The organism is Parahaliea mediterranea, assembly GCF_017255185.1.
GTDB lineage: Bacteria > Pseudomonadota > Gammaproteobacteria > Pseudomonadales > Halieaceae > JAFKCZ01.
Genome location: NZ_JAFKCZ010000013.1, coordinates 22,681 through 45,407, shown reverse-complemented (window position 1 = coordinate 45,407; position 22,727 = coordinate 22,681). Strand labels below are relative to the sequence as shown.

Annotated in this window: 22 protein-coding genes; 9 read left to right on the top strand and 13 right to left on the bottom strand. The window is 66.2% G+C overall.

Annotated elements, in window-relative coordinates:
- Nucleotides 1-6 precede the first annotated feature (6 nt).
- Nucleotides 7-1,002 (bottom strand): DUF3187 family protein, encoded by a 996-nt coding sequence (locus tag JYP50_RS16635; protein WP_206561688.1) that lies wholly within the window; start codon nucleotides 1,000-1,002, stop codon nucleotides 7-9.
- A gap of 161 nt (nucleotides 1,003-1,163) precedes the next feature.
- Here JYP50_RS16635 and lptM point away from each other — a divergent pair, with 161 nt between their 5' ends.
- From lptM to JYP50_RS16610, 5 genes are read left to right on the top strand one after another with little or no spacing between them, the layout of a single operon-like run.
- Nucleotides 1,164-1,319 (top strand): LPS translocon maturation chaperone LptM, encoded by a 156-nt coding sequence (gene lptM, locus JYP50_RS16630; RefSeq protein ID WP_206561687.1) that lies wholly within the window; start codon nucleotides 1,164-1,166, stop codon nucleotides 1,317-1,319.
- Between the two features lie 13 nt (nucleotides 1,320-1,332).
- A complete protein-coding gene (gene lysA / locus JYP50_RS16625; protein WP_206561686.1) occupies nucleotides 1,333-2,589 on the top strand; it encodes a diaminopimelate decarboxylase in 1,257 nt (418 codons plus the stop codon).
- An 8-nt stretch (nucleotides 2,590-2,597) separates the two neighbouring features.
- Nucleotides 2,598-3,428: a diaminopimelate epimerase gene (gene dapF, locus JYP50_RS16620; protein ID WP_206561685.1), complete on the top strand. Its 831-nt coding sequence runs from the start codon at nucleotides 2,598-2,600 to the stop codon at nucleotides 3,426-3,428.
- A 53-nt stretch (nucleotides 3,429-3,481) separates the two neighbouring features.
- Nucleotides 3,482-4,204, top strand: coding sequence for a DUF484 family protein (locus JYP50_RS16615; protein WP_206561684.1), 723 nt, complete (start codon nucleotides 3,482-3,484; stop codon nucleotides 4,202-4,204).
- Nucleotides 4,205-4,249: 45 nt separating this feature from the next.
- Nucleotides 4,250-4,966: an HAD-IA family hydrolase gene (locus tag JYP50_RS16610; protein ID WP_206561683.1), complete on the top strand. Its 717-nt coding sequence runs from the start codon at nucleotides 4,250-4,252 to the stop codon at nucleotides 4,964-4,966.
- Nucleotides 4,967-5,015: 49 nt separating this feature from the next.
- On the opposite strand, the gene JYP50_RS16605 is transcribed toward JYP50_RS16610, so the two are convergent.
- The 5 genes from JYP50_RS16605 to JYP50_RS16585 form a co-directional block, all read right to left on the bottom strand.
- Nucleotides 5,016-5,219, bottom strand: a complete 204-nt coding sequence (locus JYP50_RS16605) for an SHOCT domain-containing protein (RefSeq protein WP_206561682.1) — start codon at nucleotides 5,217-5,219, stop codon at nucleotides 5,016-5,018.
- 91 nt (nucleotides 5,220-5,310) lie between these two features.
- Nucleotides 5,311-5,649, bottom strand: coding sequence for a P-II family nitrogen regulator (gene glnK, locus JYP50_RS16600; protein ID WP_206561681.1), 339 nt, complete (start codon nucleotides 5,647-5,649; stop codon nucleotides 5,311-5,313).
- 421 nt (nucleotides 5,650-6,070) lie between these two features.
- Nucleotides 6,071-7,342, bottom strand: coding sequence for an ammonium transporter (locus JYP50_RS16595; RefSeq protein WP_206561680.1), 1,272 nt, complete (start codon nucleotides 7,340-7,342; stop codon nucleotides 6,071-6,073).
- Nucleotides 7,343-7,378: 36 nt separating this feature from the next.
- Complete coding sequence (glnK, locus tag JYP50_RS16590; RefSeq protein ID WP_116366988.1) at nucleotides 7,379-7,717, bottom strand: P-II family nitrogen regulator; 339 nt, start codon at nucleotides 7,715-7,717, stop codon at nucleotides 7,379-7,381.
- Nucleotides 7,718-7,782: 65 nt separating this feature from the next.
- Nucleotides 7,783-8,502, bottom strand: coding sequence for a TorF family putative porin (locus JYP50_RS16585; protein ID WP_206561679.1), 720 nt, complete (start codon nucleotides 8,500-8,502; stop codon nucleotides 7,783-7,785).
- A gap of 315 nt (nucleotides 8,503-8,817) precedes the next feature.
- Here JYP50_RS16585 and JYP50_RS16580 point away from each other — a divergent pair, with 315 nt between their 5' ends.
- Complete coding sequence (locus JYP50_RS16580) at nucleotides 8,818-9,081, top strand: accessory factor UbiK family protein (protein WP_206561678.1); 264 nt, start codon at nucleotides 8,818-8,820, stop codon at nucleotides 9,079-9,081.
- A gap of 110 nt (nucleotides 9,082-9,191) precedes the next feature.
- Nucleotides 9,192-10,700, top strand: a complete 1,509-nt coding sequence (locus JYP50_RS16575; protein ID WP_206561677.1) for a YifB family Mg chelatase-like AAA ATPase — start codon at nucleotides 9,192-9,194, stop codon at nucleotides 10,698-10,700.
- A 95-nt stretch (nucleotides 10,701-10,795) separates the two neighbouring features.
- Here JYP50_RS16575 and JYP50_RS16570 read toward each other — a convergent pair whose 3' ends face one another.
- The 7 genes from JYP50_RS16570 to JYP50_RS16540 all read right to left on the bottom strand — a co-directional run bounded on the left by JYP50_RS16570 (nucleotide 10,796) and on the right by JYP50_RS16540 (nucleotide 20,848).
- Nucleotides 10,796-11,242, bottom strand: coding sequence for a PaaI family thioesterase (locus tag JYP50_RS16570; RefSeq protein ID WP_206561676.1), 447 nt, complete (start codon nucleotides 11,240-11,242; stop codon nucleotides 10,796-10,798).
- Nucleotides 11,243-11,290: 48 nt separating this feature from the next.
- Nucleotides 11,291-12,805 (bottom strand): class I adenylate-forming enzyme family protein, encoded by a 1,515-nt coding sequence (locus JYP50_RS16565; protein ID WP_206561675.1) that lies wholly within the window; start codon nucleotides 12,803-12,805, stop codon nucleotides 11,291-11,293.
- Nucleotide 12,806: 1 nt separating this feature from the next.
- Nucleotides 12,807-14,048, bottom strand: a complete 1,242-nt coding sequence (locus JYP50_RS16560) for a thiolase family protein (RefSeq protein WP_206561674.1) — start codon at nucleotides 14,046-14,048, stop codon at nucleotides 12,807-12,809.
- 68 nt (nucleotides 14,049-14,116) lie between these two features.
- Nucleotides 14,117-15,787 carry a phenylacetic acid degradation protein PaaN gene (gene paaN / locus JYP50_RS16555; RefSeq protein ID WP_206561673.1) on the bottom strand — a complete coding sequence of 557 codons (1,671 nt, stop codon included), beginning with the start codon at nucleotides 15,785-15,787 and terminating at the stop codon, nucleotides 14,117-14,119.
- A 103-nt stretch (nucleotides 15,788-15,890) separates the two neighbouring features.
- The gene (locus JYP50_RS16550) at nucleotides 15,891-16,832 is read right to left on the bottom strand and encodes a winged helix-turn-helix transcriptional regulator (RefSeq protein ID WP_206561672.1); all 942 of its coding nucleotides are present in this window, start codon (nucleotides 16,830-16,832) and stop codon (nucleotides 15,891-15,893) included.
- A gap of 109 nt (nucleotides 16,833-16,941) precedes the next feature.
- A complete protein-coding gene (locus JYP50_RS16545) occupies nucleotides 16,942-19,257 on the bottom strand; it encodes a TonB-dependent receptor (RefSeq protein ID WP_206561671.1) in 2,316 nt (771 codons plus the stop codon).
- 67 nt (nucleotides 19,258-19,324) lie between these two features.
- A complete protein-coding gene (locus JYP50_RS16540) occupies nucleotides 19,325-20,848 on the bottom strand; it encodes a carotenoid oxygenase family protein (RefSeq protein ID WP_206561670.1) in 1,524 nt (507 codons plus the stop codon).
- Nucleotides 20,849-20,942: 94 nt separating this feature from the next.
- On the opposite strand from JYP50_RS16540, the gene JYP50_RS16535 reads away from it, so the two are divergent.
- Nucleotides 20,943-21,737 carry a DUF1295 domain-containing protein gene (locus tag JYP50_RS16535; protein WP_206561669.1) on the top strand — a complete coding sequence of 265 codons (795 nt, stop codon included), beginning with the start codon at nucleotides 20,943-20,945 and terminating at the stop codon, nucleotides 21,735-21,737.
- A 72-nt stretch (nucleotides 21,738-21,809) separates the two neighbouring features.
- On the top strand, nucleotides 21,810-22,727 hold the full coding sequence (locus JYP50_RS16530; protein WP_206561668.1) for an NAD(P)H-dependent flavin oxidoreductase: 918 nt from the start codon (nucleotides 21,810-21,812) through the stop codon (nucleotides 22,725-22,727).

Genomic DNA, 22,727 nt, shown 5'->3' with positions numbered 1-22,727 from the left:
GCTGGATTAAGGCGTGCCAGCGCCGAGATAGCGCAGGCTGGCCTGGAAAATCACGTCCGGGGCGGTTTCCACCGCGATATCCTCGACCAGCGAGACATCCACCGCCCAGCGCGGCGCGAAGCGCCAGCGGGCGCCGGCGGAGAGCATCACCGCGTCGCCGCCCAGGGCGTCCAGGGCGCTGTCCATGGGCGCGGCGTGGGCATCCAGCTGGCCCAGCAGGGACCAGGACGGCGACAGGCGCCAGGCGAGCCCGGCACCGGCGAACCACAGATCGCGCTCCTGGCGCGGCCCCAGTTCGGCGATTTCGCCGGCCCGCAGGTAGCCCGCCTGCCCGTACCAGCCCAGCGCGCCATCGCCGCTGCCCGCCACCCGCAGTGCGGCGTAGACATCACCCTCGCCGCTGCCGCTAAAGTCGTCCACATCCCCGCTGCCAAACTTGTAGCCCAGGCTGGCGGCCACTTCCACGCCGCCGTCGCGGTACAGCCGCCGCTGCAGCGCCAGGCTGCCATCGCCGATACCGGAACCGCTGTCCAGCACGGCGAAGCGCAAATCCGGATCGGCGTAGCGGTAGTCGATGCGGTCCCGCGGGGCGTCGCCGCGACCGTTGTCCGGCATGCCCCAGAACTCGTGCCAGCCGTCAATGGCGCCGTCCAGCGCGCCGCCGTCCTGGCGCAGCCAGGGCAGCTCGAGCTGCACATCCCATCCCTCGGCCAGGCCGTAGCGCAGCTCGAGGGCCAGGCGCTGGGTCTCGCCGTCGAGGTTGAGTTGCTCGACCCCGGCCCGGTCGCTGACGTAGTGGCTGGCGACAGCGGCGTGCAGCGTCCACTGAAGCGTGCCACTGGGGGTCGTCGTCGCCGCGCGCTGGGCCGGCAGGCCGACCAGCCCGGTGACGGGACTGATATTGCGTACGTGGAGCGGGTCCTGCAGGGGGTCGGCGGCGGTCGCGATCGCCGGCACCAGGGCCGACAGCAGCGCGCCGAACAGAGCGGGTTTTTGAGTCACAGGCTTTGCACTCCTGCCCGGGGAATGGAAGCGCGTCATGATACGGACTGCCCGTGAACCTGACTAGCCGCGACCGGCTGGCGGCGTCAATTGCAAATCGCCGCGAGATTTGCCGGCGCGCGATGGGTATAATCGGGCGTTTTGAACCCGGATCGGACCCCATGCGACAGCTTCTAGCCGCCCTCGCCGCAACCTGCCTGGTATTGGGACTCCAGGGCTGCGGCCAGACCGGCCCGCTCTACATGCCCGACGAAGCACCGCCCACCAACGCCCAGGACGGGGCGGAGGGCGATGGCGGTCCCGAGCCGGTCAACTGAAGATCGAATCACCATGGAACACTTTCACTACCAACAGGGCGAGCTCTTCGCCGAGGGTCTCGCGGCCGCCGCCATTGCCGAGCGTTTCGGCACGCCCTGCTACCTGTACTCCCGCGCCGCGCTGGAGCGGTCCCTGGACGAATACCTCGACGCGCTCGCCGACCGCCCCCACCTGGTCTGCTACGCGGTCAAGGCCAATTCCAGCCTCGCGGTGCTCGACATCCTGGCCCGCCGCGGCGCCGGCTTCGACATCGTCTCCATCGGCGAGCTGGAGCGGGTCATCGCCGCCGGCGGCGACCCGGCGAAGACCGTGTTCTCCGGGGTCGGCAAAACCGCCGCGGAAATGGCCCGGGCCCTGGAACACGGCATCCGCTGCTTCAACCTGGAGTCCGCCGCCGAGCTGGAGGTACTGAACCGGGTCGCCGGGGAACTGGGCCGGCAGGCGCCGGTGTCGGTGCGGGTCAACCCGGACGTGGACGCCCGCACCCACCCCTACATTTCCACCGGGCTCAAGGAAAACAAATTCGGCGTCACCGTCGACGAGGCGCTGCGGGTCTACCGCCGCGCGGCACAGCTGCCGCATATCAGCGTGCAGGGCCTGGACTGCCACATCGGCTCGCAGCTGACCGAGCTCAGCCCCTTTGTCGACGCCCTGCGGCGCCTGCTGGCGCTGGTGGACCAGCTGGCCGCGGAGGGCATCGCCCTGCGCCACCTGGACCTGGGCGGCGGCCTCGGCGTGCGCTACCGCGACGAACAACCGCCATCGGTGGCCGACTACATCGGCGCCATCCGCGAGCAGCTGGGGTCGCGCGAACTGGAACTGGTGCTGGAACCCGGCCGCTCCATCGCCGCCAACGCCGGCATCCTGCTCACCCGGGTGGAGTACACCAAGCAGACGCCGGATCACAACTTCGCGCTGGTCGACGCCGGCATGAACGACCTGATCCGCCCCGCCCTGTACCAGGCCTGGATGGATATCCGCCCGGTGGTACCGCGCACGGATACCGAGACCCAGGCCTGGGACGTGGTGGGCCCGGTGTGCGAGACCGCCGACTTCCTCGGCAAGCAGCGCGAGCTGGCGCTGGCCGCGGGCGATTTGCTGGCGGTGTTCGGCGCCGGGGCCTACGGCTTCGTGATGAGTTCCAACTACAACAGCCGCGGCCGCGCCGCCGAGGTGGTGGTGGACGGCGAGCAGGTCCACCTGGCCCGGGAACGCGAGACCATCGAGGACCAGCTGCGCCTGGAGCATCGCCTCCCGGCCGGAGCGTAGCTGCGCCGATGATGCTCAAGTTCACCAAGATGCACGGCGCCGGCAACGACTTCGTGGTCATCGACCTGATCAGCCAGAAGTGCCGCTTGCGCCCCCGGGACATTCGCAAACTGGCCGACCGCCGCCTCGGCATCGGCTGCGACCAGGTCCTGGTGGTCGAGCCGCCGCGCCGTCCCGATGTCGATTTCCGCTACCGCATCTACAACGCCGACGGCGACGAGGTGGAACAGTGCGGCAACGGCGCGCGCTGTTTCGCCCGCTTTGTGCGCGACAAGAAGCTCACCGCCAAGCGACGCATCTCGGTGGAAACCGCGGCCGGCGTCATCGTGCTCAACGCGCGCGACCACAACCAGGTGGAAGTGGACATGGGCCCGCCCACCTTCGAGCCGGAACAGATCCCGTTCAAGGCCGCGGCGCTCGCGCCCAGCTACACCCTGGCGGTGGCCGGGCGGGAGCTGGAGATCGGCGCCGTGTCGATGGGCAACCCCCACGCCGTGTGGCGGGTGGATGACGTGGACAGCGCCGATGTCGAGGGCCTGGGCCCGCGGATTGAAAAACACCCCGACTTCCCGCAGCGGGTGAACGCCGGCTTCATGCAGGTGGTCTCGCGCGGCGAGATCCGGTTGCGGGTCTACGAGCGCGGGGTCGGCGAAACCCTGGCCTGCGGCACCGGCGCCTGCGCCGCGGTGGTCTACGGCCACAGCCGCGGCTGGCTGGACGATACCGTGACAGTTCACCTGCCCGGCGGTAAGCTTGCCATATCGTGGCGGGGGCCGGGGCACAATGTCATGATGACAGGCCCCACCGCGGTGGTTTTCGAGGGCACGATAAAACTCTGACACCCGCCGGGCCAACCGTCGCGGGTCGCAGTCCGAACAGGGGAGAACACGCCATGTCCGCCAGCAACGACGCCGTCGCCCGCAGCGGTACCGCACTCGATGAAGAACAGGTGCGGGAATACCTCAAGAACAACAGCGACTTCCTGCAACGCCATCCGGACCTGCTGGATTTCCTGCACGTCTCCCACGCCTCCGGCAGCGCGGTGTCGCTGGTGGAAAAGCAGGTCAGCGTGCTGCGCGAGCGCAACATGGAAATGCGCCACCGCCTCAACGCCCTTACCGCCAACGCGCGGGACAACGACAAACTCTACGAACACACCCGCAAGCTGGTGCTGAAGCTGCTCGAGGCCAGCGACCTCGACCAGTTGTGCCATAGCTTCCTGCAGGGCATGCGCGAGGACTTCGCGGTGGAGTACGCCAGCATCATCCTGTTTGGCGACCCCGACGACAGTGGCGGCAGCACCCGTTACGAAACGCCGGAAAAGCTCAAGCTCGAGGTCGGCGGCCTGCTCAAGGGGCGCAAACCCCTGTGCGGCGCCCTGCGCGGGGAGGAGCTCGCCTTCCTGTTTCCCAACGCCAGCGGGGCCGGGGCTCCCGGGTCGGGCTCGGCGGCGGTCATGCCCCTGGGCGCGACCGACAAGCGCGGCTTGATCGCGGTGGGCAGCGCCGACGCCAACCGCTATCACGCCGGCATGGGGACCCTGTTCCTGCTCTATCTCGGCGAGGTCATCGTGCGGCTCCTGGACCGCCTGCCGGCGACGGCGGACAATGACTAGCGGCGCCCGCTCCCGCGGGGGCCACGCGCCGCAGGAGTACATGCGGTGAGCATCGAAGTGATCACCTTCGACCTGGACAATACCCTGTGGGATGTCGACCCGGCCCTGCTGCGGGCCGAGGCCGCCCAGCGGGAATGGTTGCTGCAGCACCGCCCCGGCGCGATCGAGCACCACGACGAGCAAAGCCTGTGGGCGTTCAAGAAGGGCGTGTGGAAACGCCACCCGGAACTCGCCCATCACGTGAGCCAGTTGCGCGTGCGCACCCTGTTCGAGCTGCAGATCGAGGCGGGCTACGGCGAGGCTGAGGCCAGCCGGGGCGCCGAGGAAGCTTTCGCGGTATTCCTGGAGCAGCGCCACGCGGTGGAACTCTACGAGGAGGCGCTGGAAGTGCTGGCGGAGCTGGCCGGGCGCTACCGCCTGGGCGCCCTGACCAACGGCAACGCCGACATCTTCAAGACCGACGCCGGTGAGTTCTTCGACTTCGCCTTCCTCGCGGAAAACGTCGGCGCCAGCAAACCGGCGCCGGACATGTTCCACGCCGCCCTCGACCTGACCGGCGCGCGGCCCGAGCACATCGTCCACGTGGGTGACAACCCCGAGCACGATATCGCCGGGGCACAGGGCGTGGGCATGCACACGGTGTGGATGAACCCGACCGGGCTGCCCTGGGCGGGCGGCACCGCCCCCGACCGGGAAATCGACAACCTGCGCAAGCTGCCCTCCGCCGTGGCGTCCATCGCCGCGGCGCAGGCACCAGACTGAGGGACCCCGACGCCGCTTCGCGGCGTGGCGCCGCCCGGTCCCGGGGTGTCTAGCTGCCCTTCAGGATGTCTTTCTTGGCCCGTTCGTATTCTTTCTCGGTAATGATGCCCTGGTCGTAGGCGGCCTTGAGGTCGATCAGCTGCTGGCCCTGGGTATCGACCTGCTCGACCCGGGTCTCGGTGCTGCTGCCGCAGCCGGAGAGCGCCAGTGAGGCAACAACCACCACGAAAGCGAGTGCTTTGTTCAACGACATTGTTGTTCTCCTTGTTATACCGGCCCGGCCAGACGGCCGGGCTGAATGCCCCCGAAACCGGCGGGCGACCTCCAGGGCCCGCGCACAGGCCCTAGATAGCGTCCTCGCCGGTTTCACCGGTGCGAATCCGGATCACCTGCTCGAGGTCGGACACGAAAATCTTGCCGTCACCGATTTTACCGGTGTTGGCGGAGTTGGTGATGGCCTCGATCGTCGAGTCCACCTGGTCGTCCCCCACGGCGATTTCCAGCTTGAGCTTGGGCAGGAAATCCACCACGTATTCCGCCCCCCGATACAATTCCGTATGGCCGCGCTGGCGGCCAAACCCCTTGACCTCGGTCACCGTGATGCCTTGGACCCCGATCTCCGACAGCGCCGAGCGCACGTCGTCCATCTTGAAGGGCTTGATAATTGCGGTAACCAATTTCATGACGTTATACCTCCGGTCGGTTCGAATGGGTAATTATGGGAGGTGTGGGGTGATTCGCAAGTAGTTTACCCAATGTCGCTCGATCGGGGGCGCGGTGGAATGAATGACCACGAAGAAGAATGAGCCTCTGCCCGAAAACGGGCGGGGGCCACGCCCACTGCATGAGACGCGGCCAGCCTGCCTTTGGTCGAATGAATTCGACCCTACGGGGGTCATCCACAAGCCTTGCTGGTCGAATGAATTCGACCCTACGGGAGCCATCCACAAGCCTTGCTGGTCGAATTCATGCGACCAAGCAAGGGCCCGGGCATGGTTCTACTGTAGGGTCGAATTCATTCGACCTTTACCCTTGCCGTAATACAAATAAAAAAGGGGGGCCAAAAGGCCCCCCAAACACGCATCCGAAAATGCGCCCGCAAGCTTATTTGGCGGTGACGAACTCCGGGTAGGCCTCCAGGCCGCACTCGGAGAGGTCCACACCCTCGTATTCCTCTTCCTCGCTGACCCGCAGGCCGATGATCATCTTCAGCACGAACCAGACGATGAAGCTGGTCACGAACACCCAGGAGAAGATCACCAGGGCGCCGATCAGCTGGCCCATGAAGGTGGCGTCGGCATCGGACAGCAGCACCGCGAAGATACCCCACAGGCCGACCACGCCGTGCACCGAAATGGCGCCCACCGGATCGTCGATCTTCAGCTTGTCCAGGGTCACGATACTGAGCACCACGACCACGCCGCCGATGGCGCCGATGATGGTGGCCAGCAGGGGCGAGGGGTCCGCAGGCTCGGCGGTGATCGCCACCAGGCCCGCCAGGGCGCCGTTCAGGGCCATGGTGAGGTCGGCCTTGCCGAACAGGATGCGCGCCAGGGCCAGGGCCGCGATCAGGCCACCGGCGGCCGCCGCGTTGGTGTTGAGGAACACGTTGGCCACCTCGTTGGCCACCGCGATACCGCCCAATTTCAGGGTCGAACCGCCGTTGAAGCCGAACCAGCCCATCCACAGGATGAAGGTGCCGAGGGTGGCCAGGGGCATATTGGCGCCGGGGATGGCGTTGATGCTGCCGTCACTCTTGTACTTACCCTTGCGCGCACCGAGCAGCAGGACGCCGGCCAGGGCGGCGGCCGCACCGGCCATGTGCACGATGCCGGAACCGGCGTAGTCGCTGTAGTTCAACGCACCGATCAGGGGCACGTCCTTGCCGCCCCAGGTCCAGCCGCCCTCGATCGGGTAGATGAAGCCGGTCATCACCACCGCGAAGGCCAGGAAGGCCCACAGTTTCATGCGCTCGGCCACGGCGCCGGAGACGATCGACATCGCGGTGGCGACAAAGACCACCTGGAAGAAGAAATCGGACGCCCCGGAGTAAACCGAGTCACCGTCAAAGCCGGCCTCGGCGGAATCCGCCAGCACCTGGGCCACCGCGGCGTCGTCCATCTGCGCCACGGTGGTCACCCCGGACAGGAACCAGCCGCCGTCGTACATGAAGTGGTAGCCGCAGACCAGGTACATGGTGCAGGCCACCGCGAACAGGGCCACATTCTTGGTCAGGATTTCGGTCGTGTTCTTGGCCCGCACCAGCCCGGCCTCGAGCATGGCAAAGCCGGCGGCCATCCACATCACCAGCGCGCCGCACACCAGGAAATAGAAGGTGTCGATTGCATACTGCAATTCGAAGATATTGTTTTCCATGGGTATAGACTCTCTCTTTTAAGGGGTCCGGAAGGTTTAGATCGCGTCTTCGCCGGTTTCGCCGGTGCGAATGCGAATGACCTGTTCCAGGTCGGACACGAACACCTTGCCGTCACCGATCTTGCCGGTATTCGCCGCCTTGGTGATGGCGTCGATGGTCTGGTCGACCACGCCGTCCGCCACCGCCACTTCGATTTTCACCTTGGGCAGGAAATCGACCACGTACTCCGCCCCCCTGTAGAGCTCGGTATGCCCCTTTTGCCGTCCGAAGCCCTTGACCTCGGTGACGGTGATCCCCTGGACACCGATCTCGGACAAGGCCTCGCGCACATCGTCCAGTTTGAATGGCTTTACGATCGCCGTGATTAGTTTCATGGAACTCTCCCGGTTCTTTGTGAGCGCCCTCGCGGGCGCCGGTTACGGAATGTCAGGCCTGCCGCTTACATGCTCTTGGAGACAGTGAACACCACCGTGTCGTCGCCCCACTCGGTACCGAACACGTCCTCTTCGTCGAGGTCGGTGCCGACGTAGGCCAGGCTCCAGTCGACCGCCAGGAAGGAGTAGGTCAGGCCGACGGAATAATCGATGTAGGAGCCCTCGTCGGTGGCCAGGAAGCCGCCGTCCTCATCGAGGTCGTTGTAGCCGACATGGAAATCCAGCGACAGGTTTTCCCCCAAACCCAGGCTGTAGTCCCCGTAGTAATAGAAGAACTTCTCGGTCTCGCCGTAGTAGTCGTCGGAGTACGCCATCCCCAGGGTCACGTCCCAGAACGACACGCTGCCGTAAACTTCCTGGTAATCACCCTCGGCGCCCTCGTCCCCCGGGTAGTCGTAGTACAGATAGCCGACGTCCACCCCGACGCCGCTTTCGGTTTCCATCGACCAGCCAACGTAGTAATCCAGCTCCAGCGAACCGTCGAAGCCGTCGTTGCTGTCGAAATCGACCGTTGATCCCCAGGTCCCGATATAAATGCCACTGTCGAAGGCCAGGTCGAAGCCGCCCTGGAGGGCGATATCCTCGTTGGACTGCGAAATGCCCCGGAAGCGGTAGTCGCTGGTCAGCGCGACGTTGGCGCTGATCTCCGGCTCCGCCATGGCGGACGAAGCCCCGGCCAGCAGGGAGGCCGCGACAGTGGCGGGAAGCAGTTTCTTGTAAGACATATTTCCGTTCTCCTTGTAGTGGGCCCCTGTGCCGCGATTTGTTGTGTAGCTTGCTGCGTACGTCACGGGGCACATATCGCGAAACTTGCACAACGGAAATTGCACATGCTGTGCCAGGTAAATTTTTTTATATGAAAATCAAAAGGATAGAGGTTTTATCGACGTATCGGGCGCAACCGATGGCCGGCATAAGGCCCGCGCCAAAGCACCACAACTGTGCAACGCCCCCATTCAGTGCACCCAAATGACCTGTGCCCGCCCCGCGAAATCCACTAGACTGGCGCAGACTTCAAACACACAGCACAGGCCCGGCACATGGCACTCAAACCACCCCCCATCGGCGACGTCATCCAGCAGGTCAACACGCTGGTCGGCGACAGCGGGCTCAAGGGCGAGGTGGACCGCGGCCTGCGCGGCCTGGCCCAGGCCGCGCTGACCCGGCTCGACGTGGTGAGCCGGGAGGAATTCGACGCCCAGGCCGCGATCCTCAAACGCACGCGGGCCAAGGTCACGGCACTGGAAGCGGAGCTGGACGCCCTCACCCGGGAGCTGGAAGCCCTGGAGAAAACCCGGCAATAACAGCCCGGCTATACGGGCCCAGCTAGACCGGCCCGGCCACTGGCTGGCGGCCGGCAAAAGAGCCCGCCAACAACCGCGCCGCCCCGGCGGCGCCTGCTCACGGACGAGCGATGGACCTTTCCGTTGTCTACAGCCGGGCCTCGGTCGGCCTCGAGGCGCCCCTGGTGCAGGTGGAAACCCACCTGGCCAACGGCCTGCCCGCGTTCAACATCGTCGGCCTGCCGGAAACCGCGGTGCGCGAAAGCAAGGATCGCGTGCGCTGCGCCCTGTTGAATTCAAACTTTGAGTTTCCCGACCGGCGCATTACCGTCAACCTGGCCCCGGCGGAACTGCCCAAGGAGGGCGGGCGCTTCGACCTGCCGATCGCGCTGAGCATCCTCGCCGCCTCCGGGCAATTGCCCGACGACACCCTGGAGCGGCACGAGTTTCTCGGCGAACTGGCCCTGGACGGCCACCTGCGGCCGTCTCCGGCGGTGATCCCCGCCGCCCAGGCCTGCACCGAATCGGGGCGGGCACTGGTCGTCGCGCCGGCCTGCGCCCCGCTGGCCGCCCATGTACCGGGCAGCCGGGTACTCACCGCCGACCACCTGCTGGACCTGTGCGCCCACCTGAACGGCCGCGCGCCACTGTCGCCCTGCGCGCCCGGCGACGACGGCCTGGCGCCGCCCCACTACCCGGACCTGAACGAGGTCGCCGGCCAGCCCCTGGCCTGCCGCGCACTGGAGGTGGCCGCCTGCGGGGGCCACAACCTCCTGCTCAGCGGCCCGCCCGGTACCGGCAAGACCCTGTTGGCCAGCCGCCTGCCCGGTATCCTGCCACCGCTGACCGCGGAGCAAGCACTTACCAATGCGGCATTGCAGAACTTCTATCACCACAACCCGGGCAATATCCGCCGGCGCCCCTTTCGCCAGCCCCACCACACCGCCAGCGCCGCGGCCCTGGTGGGCGGCGGCGGCCGCCCCCGTCCGGGGGAAATCTCCCTGGCCCACGGCGGCGTGCTGTTCCTCGACGAGCTGCCGGAGTTCAGCCGGCATGTATTGGAGGTCCTGCGCGAACCGCTGGAGTCGGGGGAGATTACCCTGTCCCGGGCCAGCCACAAGTTCACCTTTCCGGCGCGCTTCCAGCTGGTGGCGGCGATGAACCCCTGCCCCTGCGGCTACCTGGGGGACCCGGAGCGCGCCTGCCGCTGCACCACGGACCAGATACACCGCTACAGTCAGCGCATCTCGGGGCCGCTGCTGGACCGCATCGACCTGCAGGTCGGCATGCCGCGGGTGAGCGCCGCCGTCATCCTGCGCGGCGAGCAGCGGGCGGAGGATTCCGCCACGGTGCGCCAGCGGGTGGCCTGGTGCCGGGAGCGGCAACAGCTGCGCCAGCACTGCACCAACGCCGAGCTGGCGAGTGAACGCCTGATGGTGGTGTGCCGGCTGGAACCCGCGGAGCGCCGCCAGCTGGAGCAGGCGGCGGACAGGATGCAGTTATCGGTGCGCGCCCTGCACCGCTCCCTGCGGGTGGCCCGCACCCTGGCGGACATGGCCGGCGCGACACGGGTGGACGAGGGGCATATCGCCGAGGCCCTGGCCTATCGGGCGCAGGATGGCGAATATAGCGTGGGATGAAAGCAACGAGGCCGGGGGCGCCGGCCGCCGGGGCGCCGGCCGCCGGAACGCCGGCCGCCGAAGCGCCGAAAGAGAGACCGGTTGCGCGCGACGCATCACAGCATAATGGCCGTGGCCGATCCCTTTGCAATGAGCTTGCCCGCCCCGTTGCGAATCCAGCCCTCCGCGGTCGCGGTCCGGCGCCCGCGGTGTTCCAGCCGCCCCTCCACGATGACCGGGTCGTGGTCCAGGCGAATGGGGCGGAGGAATTTCACCGCCAGGTCGATAATGGTGTGGCTCTCCCCCGGCGCCAGGGTCGTCATGACCGCGGCCCCCATGGCGGTATCGAGCAGGGTCGACATCACCCCGCCGTGAATGCCACCAATGAGGTTCACATGCGCTTCCTGTGGGGTATAGCGGTAAACAACGCTGCCCTCGTCGATTGCAAGCACGTCGTAACCCATGTTTTGCGCGATGCCAAAGCGTGCGTCGCCGGCCTCCTCGAAGACCTTCAACCGTTCCAGACCGCTGAGGTGGCCGTACCGTTCATGGTAATTGATCATAGAAATTTACTTCGTCCTGTACTGGCAGTGTCGGCGATCCACCCGGTGTCACTGCGCCAGCAACTGGCAAATATCCCGGCGTACAATCTTGCCCACGGGGTTGCGCGGAATGTCCTTCCACACATGGTATTGCTTGGGCGCCTTGACCGGCCCCACCCTGGCCTTGATCCGTTCGCGCAAATCGTCGAGCGGGAGCGAACCCTCCCGCGCGCGAATAACCGCCTCCACGCGCTCTCCCCAGTAGTCGTCGGCCACCCCGACCACCACGCACTCCAGGATGCCGTCGACCTCCATCAGCGCGCTCTCAACTTCCGCCGGATACACATTGAATCCCCCGGAGATGATGACCTCCTTTGAGCGACCGCAAATGTAGAGGTAGCCCTGCTCATCGAGATAGCCCAGATCACCGGTGTACAGCCAGCCATCGCGGATCGCCTCGGCGGTCTTGTCGGGGGACTCGAAATAACCGGGCGTCACGATGTCGCCGCGCACCGTGATTTCGCCCACGGCGCCGGGCTCACAGGGCCGCCCCCCCGCGTCGCGAATACACACGCTTGCAAACGGGGCAGCCCGGCCCACCGAGGCGCGCAGGTGGTCCAGGCGCATTTCCTCGGGTCCCAGGGCGGAGATCATCATCGGCGCCTCGGTCTGGCCGTAAACGGTGGAAATGCAAGGCCCCAGGGCCGCCTGGGCCGCGGCGATCTTCTCGCCGGGCATGGGTGCCGCGCTGTAGGTCAGGTGACGCAGGGAGCGCATCGCCTCCGGTGTGGCCAGGGGGGACTCGATCAATTTGTAGATCAGTGTCGGCGGCATGAAGGTGACGGTGACACCCGCGTCGCGTATCGCCGCCACCAGGGCATCCGGGTCCACCTTCGTGGACAACAGGTGCTTGCCCCCCGCCGCGAGGATGGGCAGCACGTAGTGCGAGGCGCCGTGGGTTAGCGGCGCCACCGCCAGGTTGATGTCCCGCGCCTTGAGCTGGTAGAAGTCCTGGAAGCTGGCGATGACCGCGGCGACGTTGCGGTGGGTCTGCACCACGCCCTTGGGCTCCCCGGTGGTGCCGCCGGTAAATTTGATCGCCATCACCGCATCCAGGGCGGGCCTCGCCGCGGTGAATGGCCGCCCCCGGTGTGGCGCGCACACCGTGTCCATGCTCTCGCCACCCGCGGGCGCCCCGTCGAGATAAATCGTCGGCGTACCCGGCGCATCGAGCGCTCCGGCGGAATAGCTGTCGACCAACAACAGTTCGGGCCGCACCCGCGCCAGGGCCGCGGCGTTCTGCTCCCGACCGTTGCGCGGGTTCATCGGCACCCAGATACGCCCGGCAAGTACGATCGCCAGAAAGGCGCAGAGGTGGTCGCAGCTATTGCGCGCGCAGATCGCGACCTTGCCGCCCTCTGGCACGCGCTCGGCGATGGCGGCGGCCAGGGCCTCACTCTTCGCGCTCAGCTCGCGATAGCTGAGGCAGTCATTCTCGTCCTGTGCGGCAATGGCCTCGGGATCCATCGCCAGCCCCTTGTATAAACAGTCGACGGGATGGTATTGCTGCAAATCCTGGCTCATATCAGCGACTCAATACCGTGACCACGGTGGCGGCTTCCTCCACCTCGTAGAACCCGCCGCCGTTCTCGGCCACCGCCACCCGGGCGCCCTCGACCTGCCGCTTGCCCGCCTGCCCGCGCAGCTGCTGGGTGAGCTCCACCAGCTGGGCGACACCGGTGGCTCCAACAGGGTGCCCCTTGGATACCAGGCCGCCGGAAGGATTCACGGGCACCTTGCCACCCAGGCGCGTGGCCCCGCTCTCGGCAAAGGCGCCGCCCTCGCCGATATCGCACAAGCCGAGGTTTTCGACCTGCTGGATCTCGGCGAAGGCCGAGGCGTCGTGCAGCTCCACCACATCCACGTCCTGCGGACCGATCCCGGCCTGCTCGTAGGCCGCGAAGGCGGCGCGCCGGCCCAGGTGATTGGCGTAGTCCGTCGGCTCGCGACGGGTACCGCTGACCAGGCTGATACCCGCGATACGTACCGGCGGGTTTTCACGAAAGCGCGAAAGCACACGCTCGCCGCAGATGACGGCCGCAGCGGCGCCATCGCTGATCGGCGCGCACATGGAGCGGGTAAACGGCCAGCTGATCAGCTTGTCCGCCAGTACCTCATCCACCGTCATGTCGTGCTGGTACTGGGACAGGGGATTCATGGTGGAGTGCCAGTGGTTTTTGGCGGCCACCGCCGCCAACTGCCGCTGGGTGGTACCGAAGGTCTGCATGTGCAGGCGCGCGAAAGCAGCGTACATGTCCATGAAGAAGCTGTGCTCGCCAGCACCCGGCTGCCGGACCGATGCGGGAATCAATTCCGGCGCCATGGCCGCAAGACCGGCCCGTGTGTCCTCGATGGTGTGGATATCGGTGCCGCCCATGAAGGCCTGCAGCATCGCCGCTTTTTTTTCCGGAAAGAACATCTTTTCCGCACCGACCACCAGGGCGATGTCGCACAGGCCCGCGCGGATATGGGCGTAGGCCTGCAATAGCGCGGTGCTGCCGCTGGCGCAGGCGTTCTCGATATTGGCAATGGGAATGCCCTCGAAGCCCATGGCGCGCAGGGCGCACTGCCCGCGAATCGTGTTCTGGCCCTCCAGCAGCGCCTGGCGGGTATTGGAAAACCAGGCGGCCTGGATGTCCTCCCGCGCCAGGCCCGCGTCCGACAGTGCCTGGGCTACCGCCTCCTGCGTCAACTGTTTTACCGAGCGCTGGGGAAATTTCCCCAGCGCGGTCATACCGATACCCGCGATGTACACATCGTCCGTCATCACCGTGCCCTGAAATGAAGTTAAGTGGTTGGAAGTTGGCGCGCCGACGACCGCCGGCGCGCAGGGACTCAGCCCCGCATCACCTTGCACTGCACGATACGGAAACGGGAGGTGACAAAGGCCAGGTCCGCCAGGCAGGCATTGCCCGCGGGGTTCAGGCCGGTGACGTGGTAGTCCGAGTAGGCCGCGGCGAAATTGATCGGCATGCCGTGCAGGTTGACCGCCACCGAGGCGCCGGCGGCGTGGTAGGCCTCCACCGCGCGCTCGATAAAGTCCTCGTCGACGGAGTACACGTGGGAGGCAATCGCGCCGCAGTCGCGGGCGTTGCCCGCGGCGTCCTCGATGCAGGCCTGCGCCGAGTCGTTGGCGATCACAAAGGACACCGGCCCGAACACCTCCTGGCGGTACCACTCCCGGTCGGCGCCGGTGGCGGCGATCACCAGCGGCGTGGCGGTGCGGGCATTCGGGAAGTCGGGGTTGGCATAGGGCGCGGAGTCGCGCAGCAGGCGTTCGCCGGCCAGTTCGCGGTAGCGGTCCACGTTGTCCTGCACCGAGGGGTCGAACAGCGTGCCGCACAGCGTGGCCGCGCGCTTGGGGTTTTCCAGCCAGCCGTCCACGGCGCGACAGATCGCCGCCTGCACCTCGGCCAGCGGCACCCGCGTATCGCCCACGCGCACACCCTCGGCGGGCACATGGATATTCTGCACGCTGGTGCACATCTGCGCCGAGGCCTGGCACAGGGACTGGGCGATGGCCCGGGCGGTCGCGTCCAGGTCGTGGGTGGATTCCAGCACCACGGCGTTACAGCCAGCGGTCTCGGTATACACCTGCTTGCCCGGGCAATTCTGCTCCAGGTAGCTGCCAAAGCGCGGGCTGCCGGTAAAGTCGACGATCGCGGTGTCCGGATGCGCCACCAGTTGCAGGGCCACCGGATCCTCCCGCGTATCCACCGCCAGCGTCACCAGGTTGGGGTCGTAACCCGCCTCCGCCAGCACCTCCCGGCACACCTTCGCCACCATCGCCACCGGCAGGGTCGCCGCCGGGTGGGGCTTGATCACCACCGGGTTGCCAGTGGCCAGGGAGGCGCACAGCGCCGGGTAGGTATTCCACAGCGGGAAGGTGGCGCAGCAGATCACCACACTGACGCCGCGGGGCACCAGGCGGTAGCGCTTGTCGAGGGACGCCGCGCCGTCACCGCCGAAGTTGCGTTCCCAGTGGGCGCTGGCGGGCACGTCCGCCATCGCCTTGTGGGCGCAGGCCAGGGCTTCCAGGCCCCGGTCCAGGGCATTGGCGCCAGAGCCCGCAAAGGCCATGACATAGGACTGGCCGGAGGTGTGCATGGTGGCGTGGGCGTTGGCGAACAGCTGCTCGCCGCAGCGATGCAGGATTTCCAGGCACACGCCGACCCGCTCGGCGGGCGCGGCCGCGGCCCAGGCCGGGCGCGCCTGATCGATAGCGTCATACAGGGTATCGACGTCCACTTTCGGGTAGCGGATGCCCAGGGGCTCACCGGTGTAGGGCGAAACCTCCTCGCCGACGCGGCCCGCCTCCGCCGGCTGCTCCAGGGGAAAGTCGCCGCCCAGCAGCGCCTCGAAATCCGCCTTGCCGGCGGCGGGCTTGTCCTCGCCGTGGATTTTGGTGCTGGGGCTTTCCGGCCAACCGCTCCAGGAATAGCGTTTGGCGCAGGCGTCGAGGGCCTTGTCGAGGGTGTCGCGGTGCTTGGCAAACCAGTCAGTCATGGAATCGTCCCGGGCAGAATATCAAGGGGCGGTAACGATGCCACACTTAAGTCTGTTTATGCAACCAACATGGTCCCCGCATGCGCCAGGCGCGGCCAGCCCGCTAGCGCGCCCTGCCCTGCCCCGCGGCTTCAATGGTGAAATCGACCTCGTGGGCCCGCAGCTCGCCGCCGCAGACATCGCAGACCACCCGCCCGTGCAGCGTTTCGCCGCAGGCGGTGTGCTCCAGGCACATCGGCCGCCCGGCGCCGCTGGGATCGCACCAGCGGTCTCCCCATTGCAGCACGGTGAGAAACCAGGGAAAAAGATCCCAGCCCTTGGCCGTCAGGTGGTATTCGTGTCGCGGCGGGCGCTGCTGGTAGAGCCGGGTCTCGAAAATGCCCTCCTCCACCAGAAAACGCATCCGGTCCGACAGGATGTTGGTCGCCACCGGCAATTCCCGGTGAAACTCCTCGTAGCGGTGCAGGCCGTGAAAGGCCAGGGCGATCACATTGGCCGTCCAGCGATCGCCGATCAAGTTGATCAGGTTGCGGTAGACACTGCGCGCGCTGGGCACGTCGTCGACCGACAGCGACGAGCGGCGGCGCACCTTCTTGTCGCGCACATCGCGGGTGGCGCCGGGGCCCGGGTGGTATTCCACCTCGCGGCCGTCCACGTCGCGGTGGCAGTGCGCGCATTCCATGCGCGGGGTGCAGGGTTTGCCGCAGCTCCGGTGCACCAGGTGTACGGCCTGGATGGCCGGCGTGTCGAAATAGCGGTCCTCCCACACCACCGCCATCAGGGCGTTGTGGTAGAGGTCCACGGACTTGCGGGTGAGGTGGTAGCTGGTGTTGCGCCCGGCGCCGCGCCGGCGCAGGCAGTCGTGGTCCTGCAGCCACTTCAGGCGGTCGGACAGAACGCCGCGGGAAATCCCCGTCTCCTGCAGGATGGCGCTGAAGGAATGGATCCCCCAGAACACCTCCTGGAGGATCAGCAGGCACCATTTGTCGCCGATCTGGTCCAGCGCCCGGTTGATGGAGCTGGCGCGTGTGGTGAGTTCCGTCATGTCCCCGACCAGGTTGCCAAACAAAGCATTGTGCACAAACCCGGGCGGGAATTCAGCCGGCTGCCGCCACCGCCTTCGGCGGTGGCGGACATTTCTAGGCCTTCACGCCTCAAAAGTGCTTGGTGAAGGTAACCCCGTAGGTGCGTGGCTCCATGTAATACTCGGACGTCACGCCGGTCGGATCCACAATCTGGTGGGCCAGCACCAGCTCGTCGGAGAGGTTCTTGCCCCACACGTCCACCGAGAGGCTGGTGTCCACGCTGGTCCAGCTGACGCTGGCGTCCAGAATGCCCACCGCTTCCTGGGTCTCGCGCTCGCGGTTCTGTGGCCCCAGGAAGTAGTCGTCCTTCCAGCTGTAGGTCGCGCCAAGGTCCAGGGTGGAGCCACCGGCCAGGGGCCAGCGGTAATTGGCGGTCACCGTGTAGGACTGCTCCGGCGCGTAGGACAGGTTGTTGCCGGACAGGTCCAGGCCGTTGGCGTTGATGAACTCCTCGTAGCTGGCGTCGTTCCAGTTGTAGCTGGCGCTCAGGGTGAGGTTGTCCACCGGCATGATGTCGAAGGAGGCCTCGACACCCTCGGACTGCGCCTGGGCGTTGAGCAGCACCAGCAGGAACCGGCTGTTGAGTTCGAATACCTGCAGGTCTTCGTAGTCCATGTCGAAGTAGGACAGGTTGAACTGCGCGCGGTTGTCCCACCAGGACGACTTCATGCCGAACTCGATGTTTTCCACGAACTCCGGGTCCACGGGCTGGATGGCCGCCTCGACGGTGTTGGTCTGGGACTGGAAGGCGCCGCTCTTGTAGCCCTCGGAGTAGGTGGCGTAGAACATCATGTCGTCGGTCAGGTTATAGGACAGCGACACTTTCTGGGTCACCTTGGACCAGGAGTCGCTGGCGCTGGCGGGCGCCGGGAATTCCGGCAGGATCAGCGGCACACCGGAAGGCGAGGTACCCAGCAGGTCCAGGGCATTCTGGGTGATGTCCTTCTCGTCCTCGGCCCAGCGCAGGCCGTAAGTCAGTGTCAGTTGCTCGGTCAGGTGCCAGTCCATCTGGCCATAAACCGCGATGCTCTCGGTGGTGTTGTCCTGAGTGAACAGCACATTGCCGATCGGCGCCAAACCCAGCCCCTGCAGCAGGGAACTGTACTGGGTGTAGTACTCCTCGTCGCGCTCGACGTCCTCTTGCATGAAGAACACGCCCGCCAACCAGTCAATGCGGTCGCTACCGCCGGCCAGGCGAAGCTCCTGCGACCACTGGGAAGCTTTCTCATCAACGGCGTCGACCACGTTTTCGGGGCCGGTGAACGATCCCGGAGGCAGCGGCACCCCTTCTGGCGAAGGCGCATCCAGGTCGATCAACGGCAGACCGGTCAGGTCGTCCACCAGGTTGTAGTCGCTGGAACGCCAGGCGGTGATGGAGGTCAGCGTCGCCCAGTTGAAATCGTACTCGAAGCGGGCCATCAGTCCGCTCACCTCGCGCTCCTGGCTGGTGTCGAACTGACTGGCGCAATTGCGCTCGTCGGCCTTGTAGCGGTCCGACATCGCCCCCTCCCAGAAGGGCGCGAGACCGGCAATGGCCTTGTCCAGGTTCTGGATGTGGCGACAATTGCCGTTGGTCTTGTTTTTGGCGTAATCGGCACCCAGCAACAGCTCGCCATTGGCGCCGACATCAAACAGCAACTGGCCGCGTACGCTCCAGTTTTCCAGATCGCCCAACTCCTCGCCGCCATTGGCCGCGCCAATGGTGCCGCCAATTAACTTGCTGGCGGAGAAATCACCCGCGGTGGCAACTTCCCCGGGGGTAATCACATTTTCACCAAAGCCATCGCGCTCACGCCAGGAAAACACCAGCTTGCCCGCCGCGCTATCGCCCAGGGGACCGGAGGCCAGGCCCTGCAGGTGCAGCAGGCTGTCGCTGCCAACCGAACCGCGCACCCGCATTTCCGGCTCGCGCGAGGGGCGGGAGGTGACGATATTGATAGCGCCGCCATTGGTGTTCTTGCCGTACAGGGTGCCCTGGGGCCCGCGCAGGATCTCGATGCGCTCCAGGTCGAACAGGTCAAAGCCGACCCCGCCGGTGCGACCGATATAGACCTCGTCCAGGAAGATCCCCACCGCCTGGTCGGAAGCCGCCGAGTCGGAACCGTTGCCAATACCGCGGATGTAGACCCGCGGCTCGCCAATGTTGGCCTCGACAAAACTGAGCCCCGGCGTGCGGAAGGCAATGTCGTTCATGCCGTCGATCTTGCCCACTTCGATGTCGCTACCCGACAGCGCGGCGACCGACAGCGGTACATCCTGGATACTTTGCGAACGTTTTTCGGCGGTAACCACCACCTCCTCCAGTTGTGCCTGGGCGGCGTGGGTAACCGCAAATGCGAGCGGGAGCAGGGCGAACGCGGACGGACGCAATGTTTTCATCGTCATTGGAGCCTCTTGGTAATGCGTTTATGGTTTATTGAATGTGTTTTGCGGGAACAAAAAGCGCCGGCGCTCAGCCGCCGGCGTAAATTTCCTCGCCCCGGGCCCAGGTGGCATGGAAACCGTAGGGCACCCGATGGGGCAGGCGCACCCGCGCCACCGGGCCGGCCTCAATGTCGGTGGCGTCGAACACCAGGCACTGGGACTGCCAGTTGTTGCTGTCGGTCACCAGGGTGATGACATAGCCGTCATCCTCCGGGGATTCGGCGGTGGCGCCGAGCTTGGGCGCGAACACGGCCTCGCTGCCGAATACGCCGGGGCCGTAATCCCACTGCCAGCGGCGACCGCTGTCGTTGTCGTACTTCACCAGGCCGGTGAAGCGCAGGGTGTAGCCGCCCTCGTGGTGCAGGGGAATGCGCTGGTGATAGGCGAAGCGGCTCTTGAGCCCCATATACAGGGGGTTGGTTTTGTTGAACTCGGTGTTGAGGTCGTCGATGTCGCCCTCGCGCACCTCGCCGGTGCGCATATTGAAACACCAGCGGTAGTTGTTCGCCTCCAGGCGCATGTAGGCCAGCATGTGGGCGAGCTCGCCCTCGCCGGGCTGCGCGCTGGGCATCGGGTTGATGGAGCGGCAGCCGTCCATGATCACCCAGTCGCCCTCTTCCCAGCAATTGCTGGTGTGCAGGATGTAGCAGGGCTCGCACTCGAACCAGCGCACCTCGCTGCCGGCGCCGTGGCGCGGAATGATGCCGAAGCGGGTGGGGATGTCGCGGTGGAAAGTCAGCACCCGGTAACCGTGTTTGCGCAGCACGTCCATGTCGTGGAAGAAGGGCAGGTCGTGCAGGATGGTGTAGTTGCGGCTGACGCCGATGTCGTGGGGCAGGCGCGGCCCCGGCAGGTCGATGGCCACCTCGTGCTGCACTTCACCGCGGGCGTTGGCCACGCCGTAGGTCATGTAGGGGGGCTCGTTGCCGTAGTCGAAAAACAGCAGCTCCCCGGTCGCCGGATCGACCTTGGAGTGGGCGGACAGGCGCCGCTGGTCGCGCCCCTTGAGATCGAAATAGCCGCGCGTGTTCAGCTTGTGCGCGTCGACCCGATAGGGGTGGCCGGCGTTGTACCACAGGCTCATCAGGTCGCCGTCGTAGAAGAACACATCGGTGTTGGAGGTGTCCTTGATGCCGAAGGGCGACAGCTCGTAGTCAAAGGGCCCCATGACACCGGGGGAAATGGAGCGCCCGTCACGGTGCTCGCCCTGCAGCGCCAGGGTATCGACATAGCGATTGCGGTAGCTGGCAACCCCGTCGCGGAAGTAAACCCCGTGAATCATGCCGTCGCCGTCGAAGGGGTGGTAGCGGTTCTTGGGCTGGAACACCGGGTTGGGCCCATTGCGGAAATAGGCGCCGCCCAGGTCCGCCGGCAGCTCTCCCTCGACCTCGAGCCCCGCGACATCCAGCTCGCTGGTGGTGGGCGCGTAAACGCCGTGAAGATAGGGATTATCCAGGGTGTAGATCCACGGCTGGGTATCGTCGAATTCGGCGACGCCACCGATGCACTGATCCACCGAGGGGTACTCCGTGACCTTGCTGAGTGATTGCATAACAGACTCCCGACCAGGTACTTGCGTAACGAGACTTAAGAATATAGTCTATTTACGAAAGTGACAACCCCCCCTCACCCGGAGTCGCCAAATCGTGGATTTGATCACCCTCCTGGCCCTGAATGCCGCCCTGGTCCTGGCCGCCGTGCTGCTGCTGTGGCTGGCCAGTATCCCCCTGCGCGACATCAGCATCATCGACATGGCCTTCGCCAGCATCCTGGCGGCCGTCACCGGCTTCAGCCTGTGGCTGAGCCCTGAAAAGGGGCCGCTGCAATGGCTGTTGCTGGCGGCGGTACTGGCCTGGGCCCTGCGCATGAGCGCACACCTGGTGCGACGCAACTGGGGCCACGGGGAGGACCCGCGCTACAGCCGCCTGCGCGATTGGGTGGACAACGATCGCGCCTTTACCTGGCTCAGCCTGCGCCAGGTGTTCCTGCTCCAGGGCGTGGTGATCTGGCTGGTGTCGCTGCCGGTGCAGGTGGGCATGCTGGCGCCCGCCGGATCCGGGATCGGTTGGCTGGCCATCGGCGGCGCGGCGCTGTGGCTGGCGGGACTGGCTTGCGAGACCGTGGCCGATATCCAGCTGACTCGATTTCGCGCCGACCCCTCCCGCCGGGGCACCGTACTCGACACCGGCCTGTGGCGCTATTCACGACACCCCAACTACTTCGGTGAACTCTGCGTTTGGTGGGGTATTTTCCTGATTGCCTGCGAAGCTCCCTGGGGCGCGCTGACCATTATCGGTCCGCTGGCCTATAGTCATCTGGTGATCAATGTCACCGGCCAGCGTACCCTCGACAAGAAAATGGCCCGGGAAAAACCCGGCTACCGGGACTACATGGCGGCGACCAGCGGCCTGGTGCCCTGGCCGCCGCGGCGGCGCGCCTGAGTCCGGCCCGGCCAAGCCCGGCCCCATCGCACCTGCATCGCAACTTTTAATACGGATAAACGGTAAGCCACAATGATTGAACCATTACCCAACCTGCGCATCCCTGCCTTCCAGGCCCCGATGTTCCTGCAATCCGGTCCCGATATGGTGATCGCCAGCTGCAAGGCGGGAGTGGTCGGCAGTTTCCCCTCGCTGAACGCCCGCACCGCCGACGACCTCGAGGCCTGGCTGCAGCAGATCACCGGCGAGCTGGACCCGGCGCGCGACGCGCCCTGGGCCATCAATCTGATGATGCACCGCTCCAACGCCCGCCGTGACGAGGACCTGGCGCTGGCGGTGAAATACCAGGCCCCGATCATGATTTCCGCCCTGGGCAGCCCCCGGGACGCGGTCGAAGCCATCCACGGTTACGGCGGCAAGATCTACGCCGACGTGATCAACACCCGCTTCGCGCGCAAGGCCATCGACGCCGGCGTGGACGGGCTGGTGCTGGTGGCGGCGGGCGCCGGCGGGCACACCGGCCAGCTGTCCGGTTTCGCCTTCGTGGAGGAGGTGCGCCGTTTCTGGGACGGCCCCATCGTGCTCGGCGGCGGCATCTCCTCCGGCCGCGCCATCCGCGCCGCACAAGTCCTCGGCGCCACCTACGCCTATCTGGGCACCCGTTTCATCGCCACCCACGAGAGCATGGCGGAGCAGGACTACAAGCAGATGGTGGTCGACGCCAGCGGCGAGGACATCATCTGCTCCGACGCCCTCACCGGAGTCAAGGCCAACTGGCTGCGCGGCAGCCTGGAAAAGGCCGGCTATGATCCTGACAACATGCCCGCGGCGGGCGCCATCGACATCACCCGCTCGGCCGGCGACGCCAAGCGCTGGCGCGATGTGTGGGCCGCGGGCCAGGGCGCCGGCGCCATCGACGAGATCCTGCCCATCGCCGACCTGGTCGATAGGCTCGTTTCCGAATACCACAACGCCCGCGAGGGAGGCTGA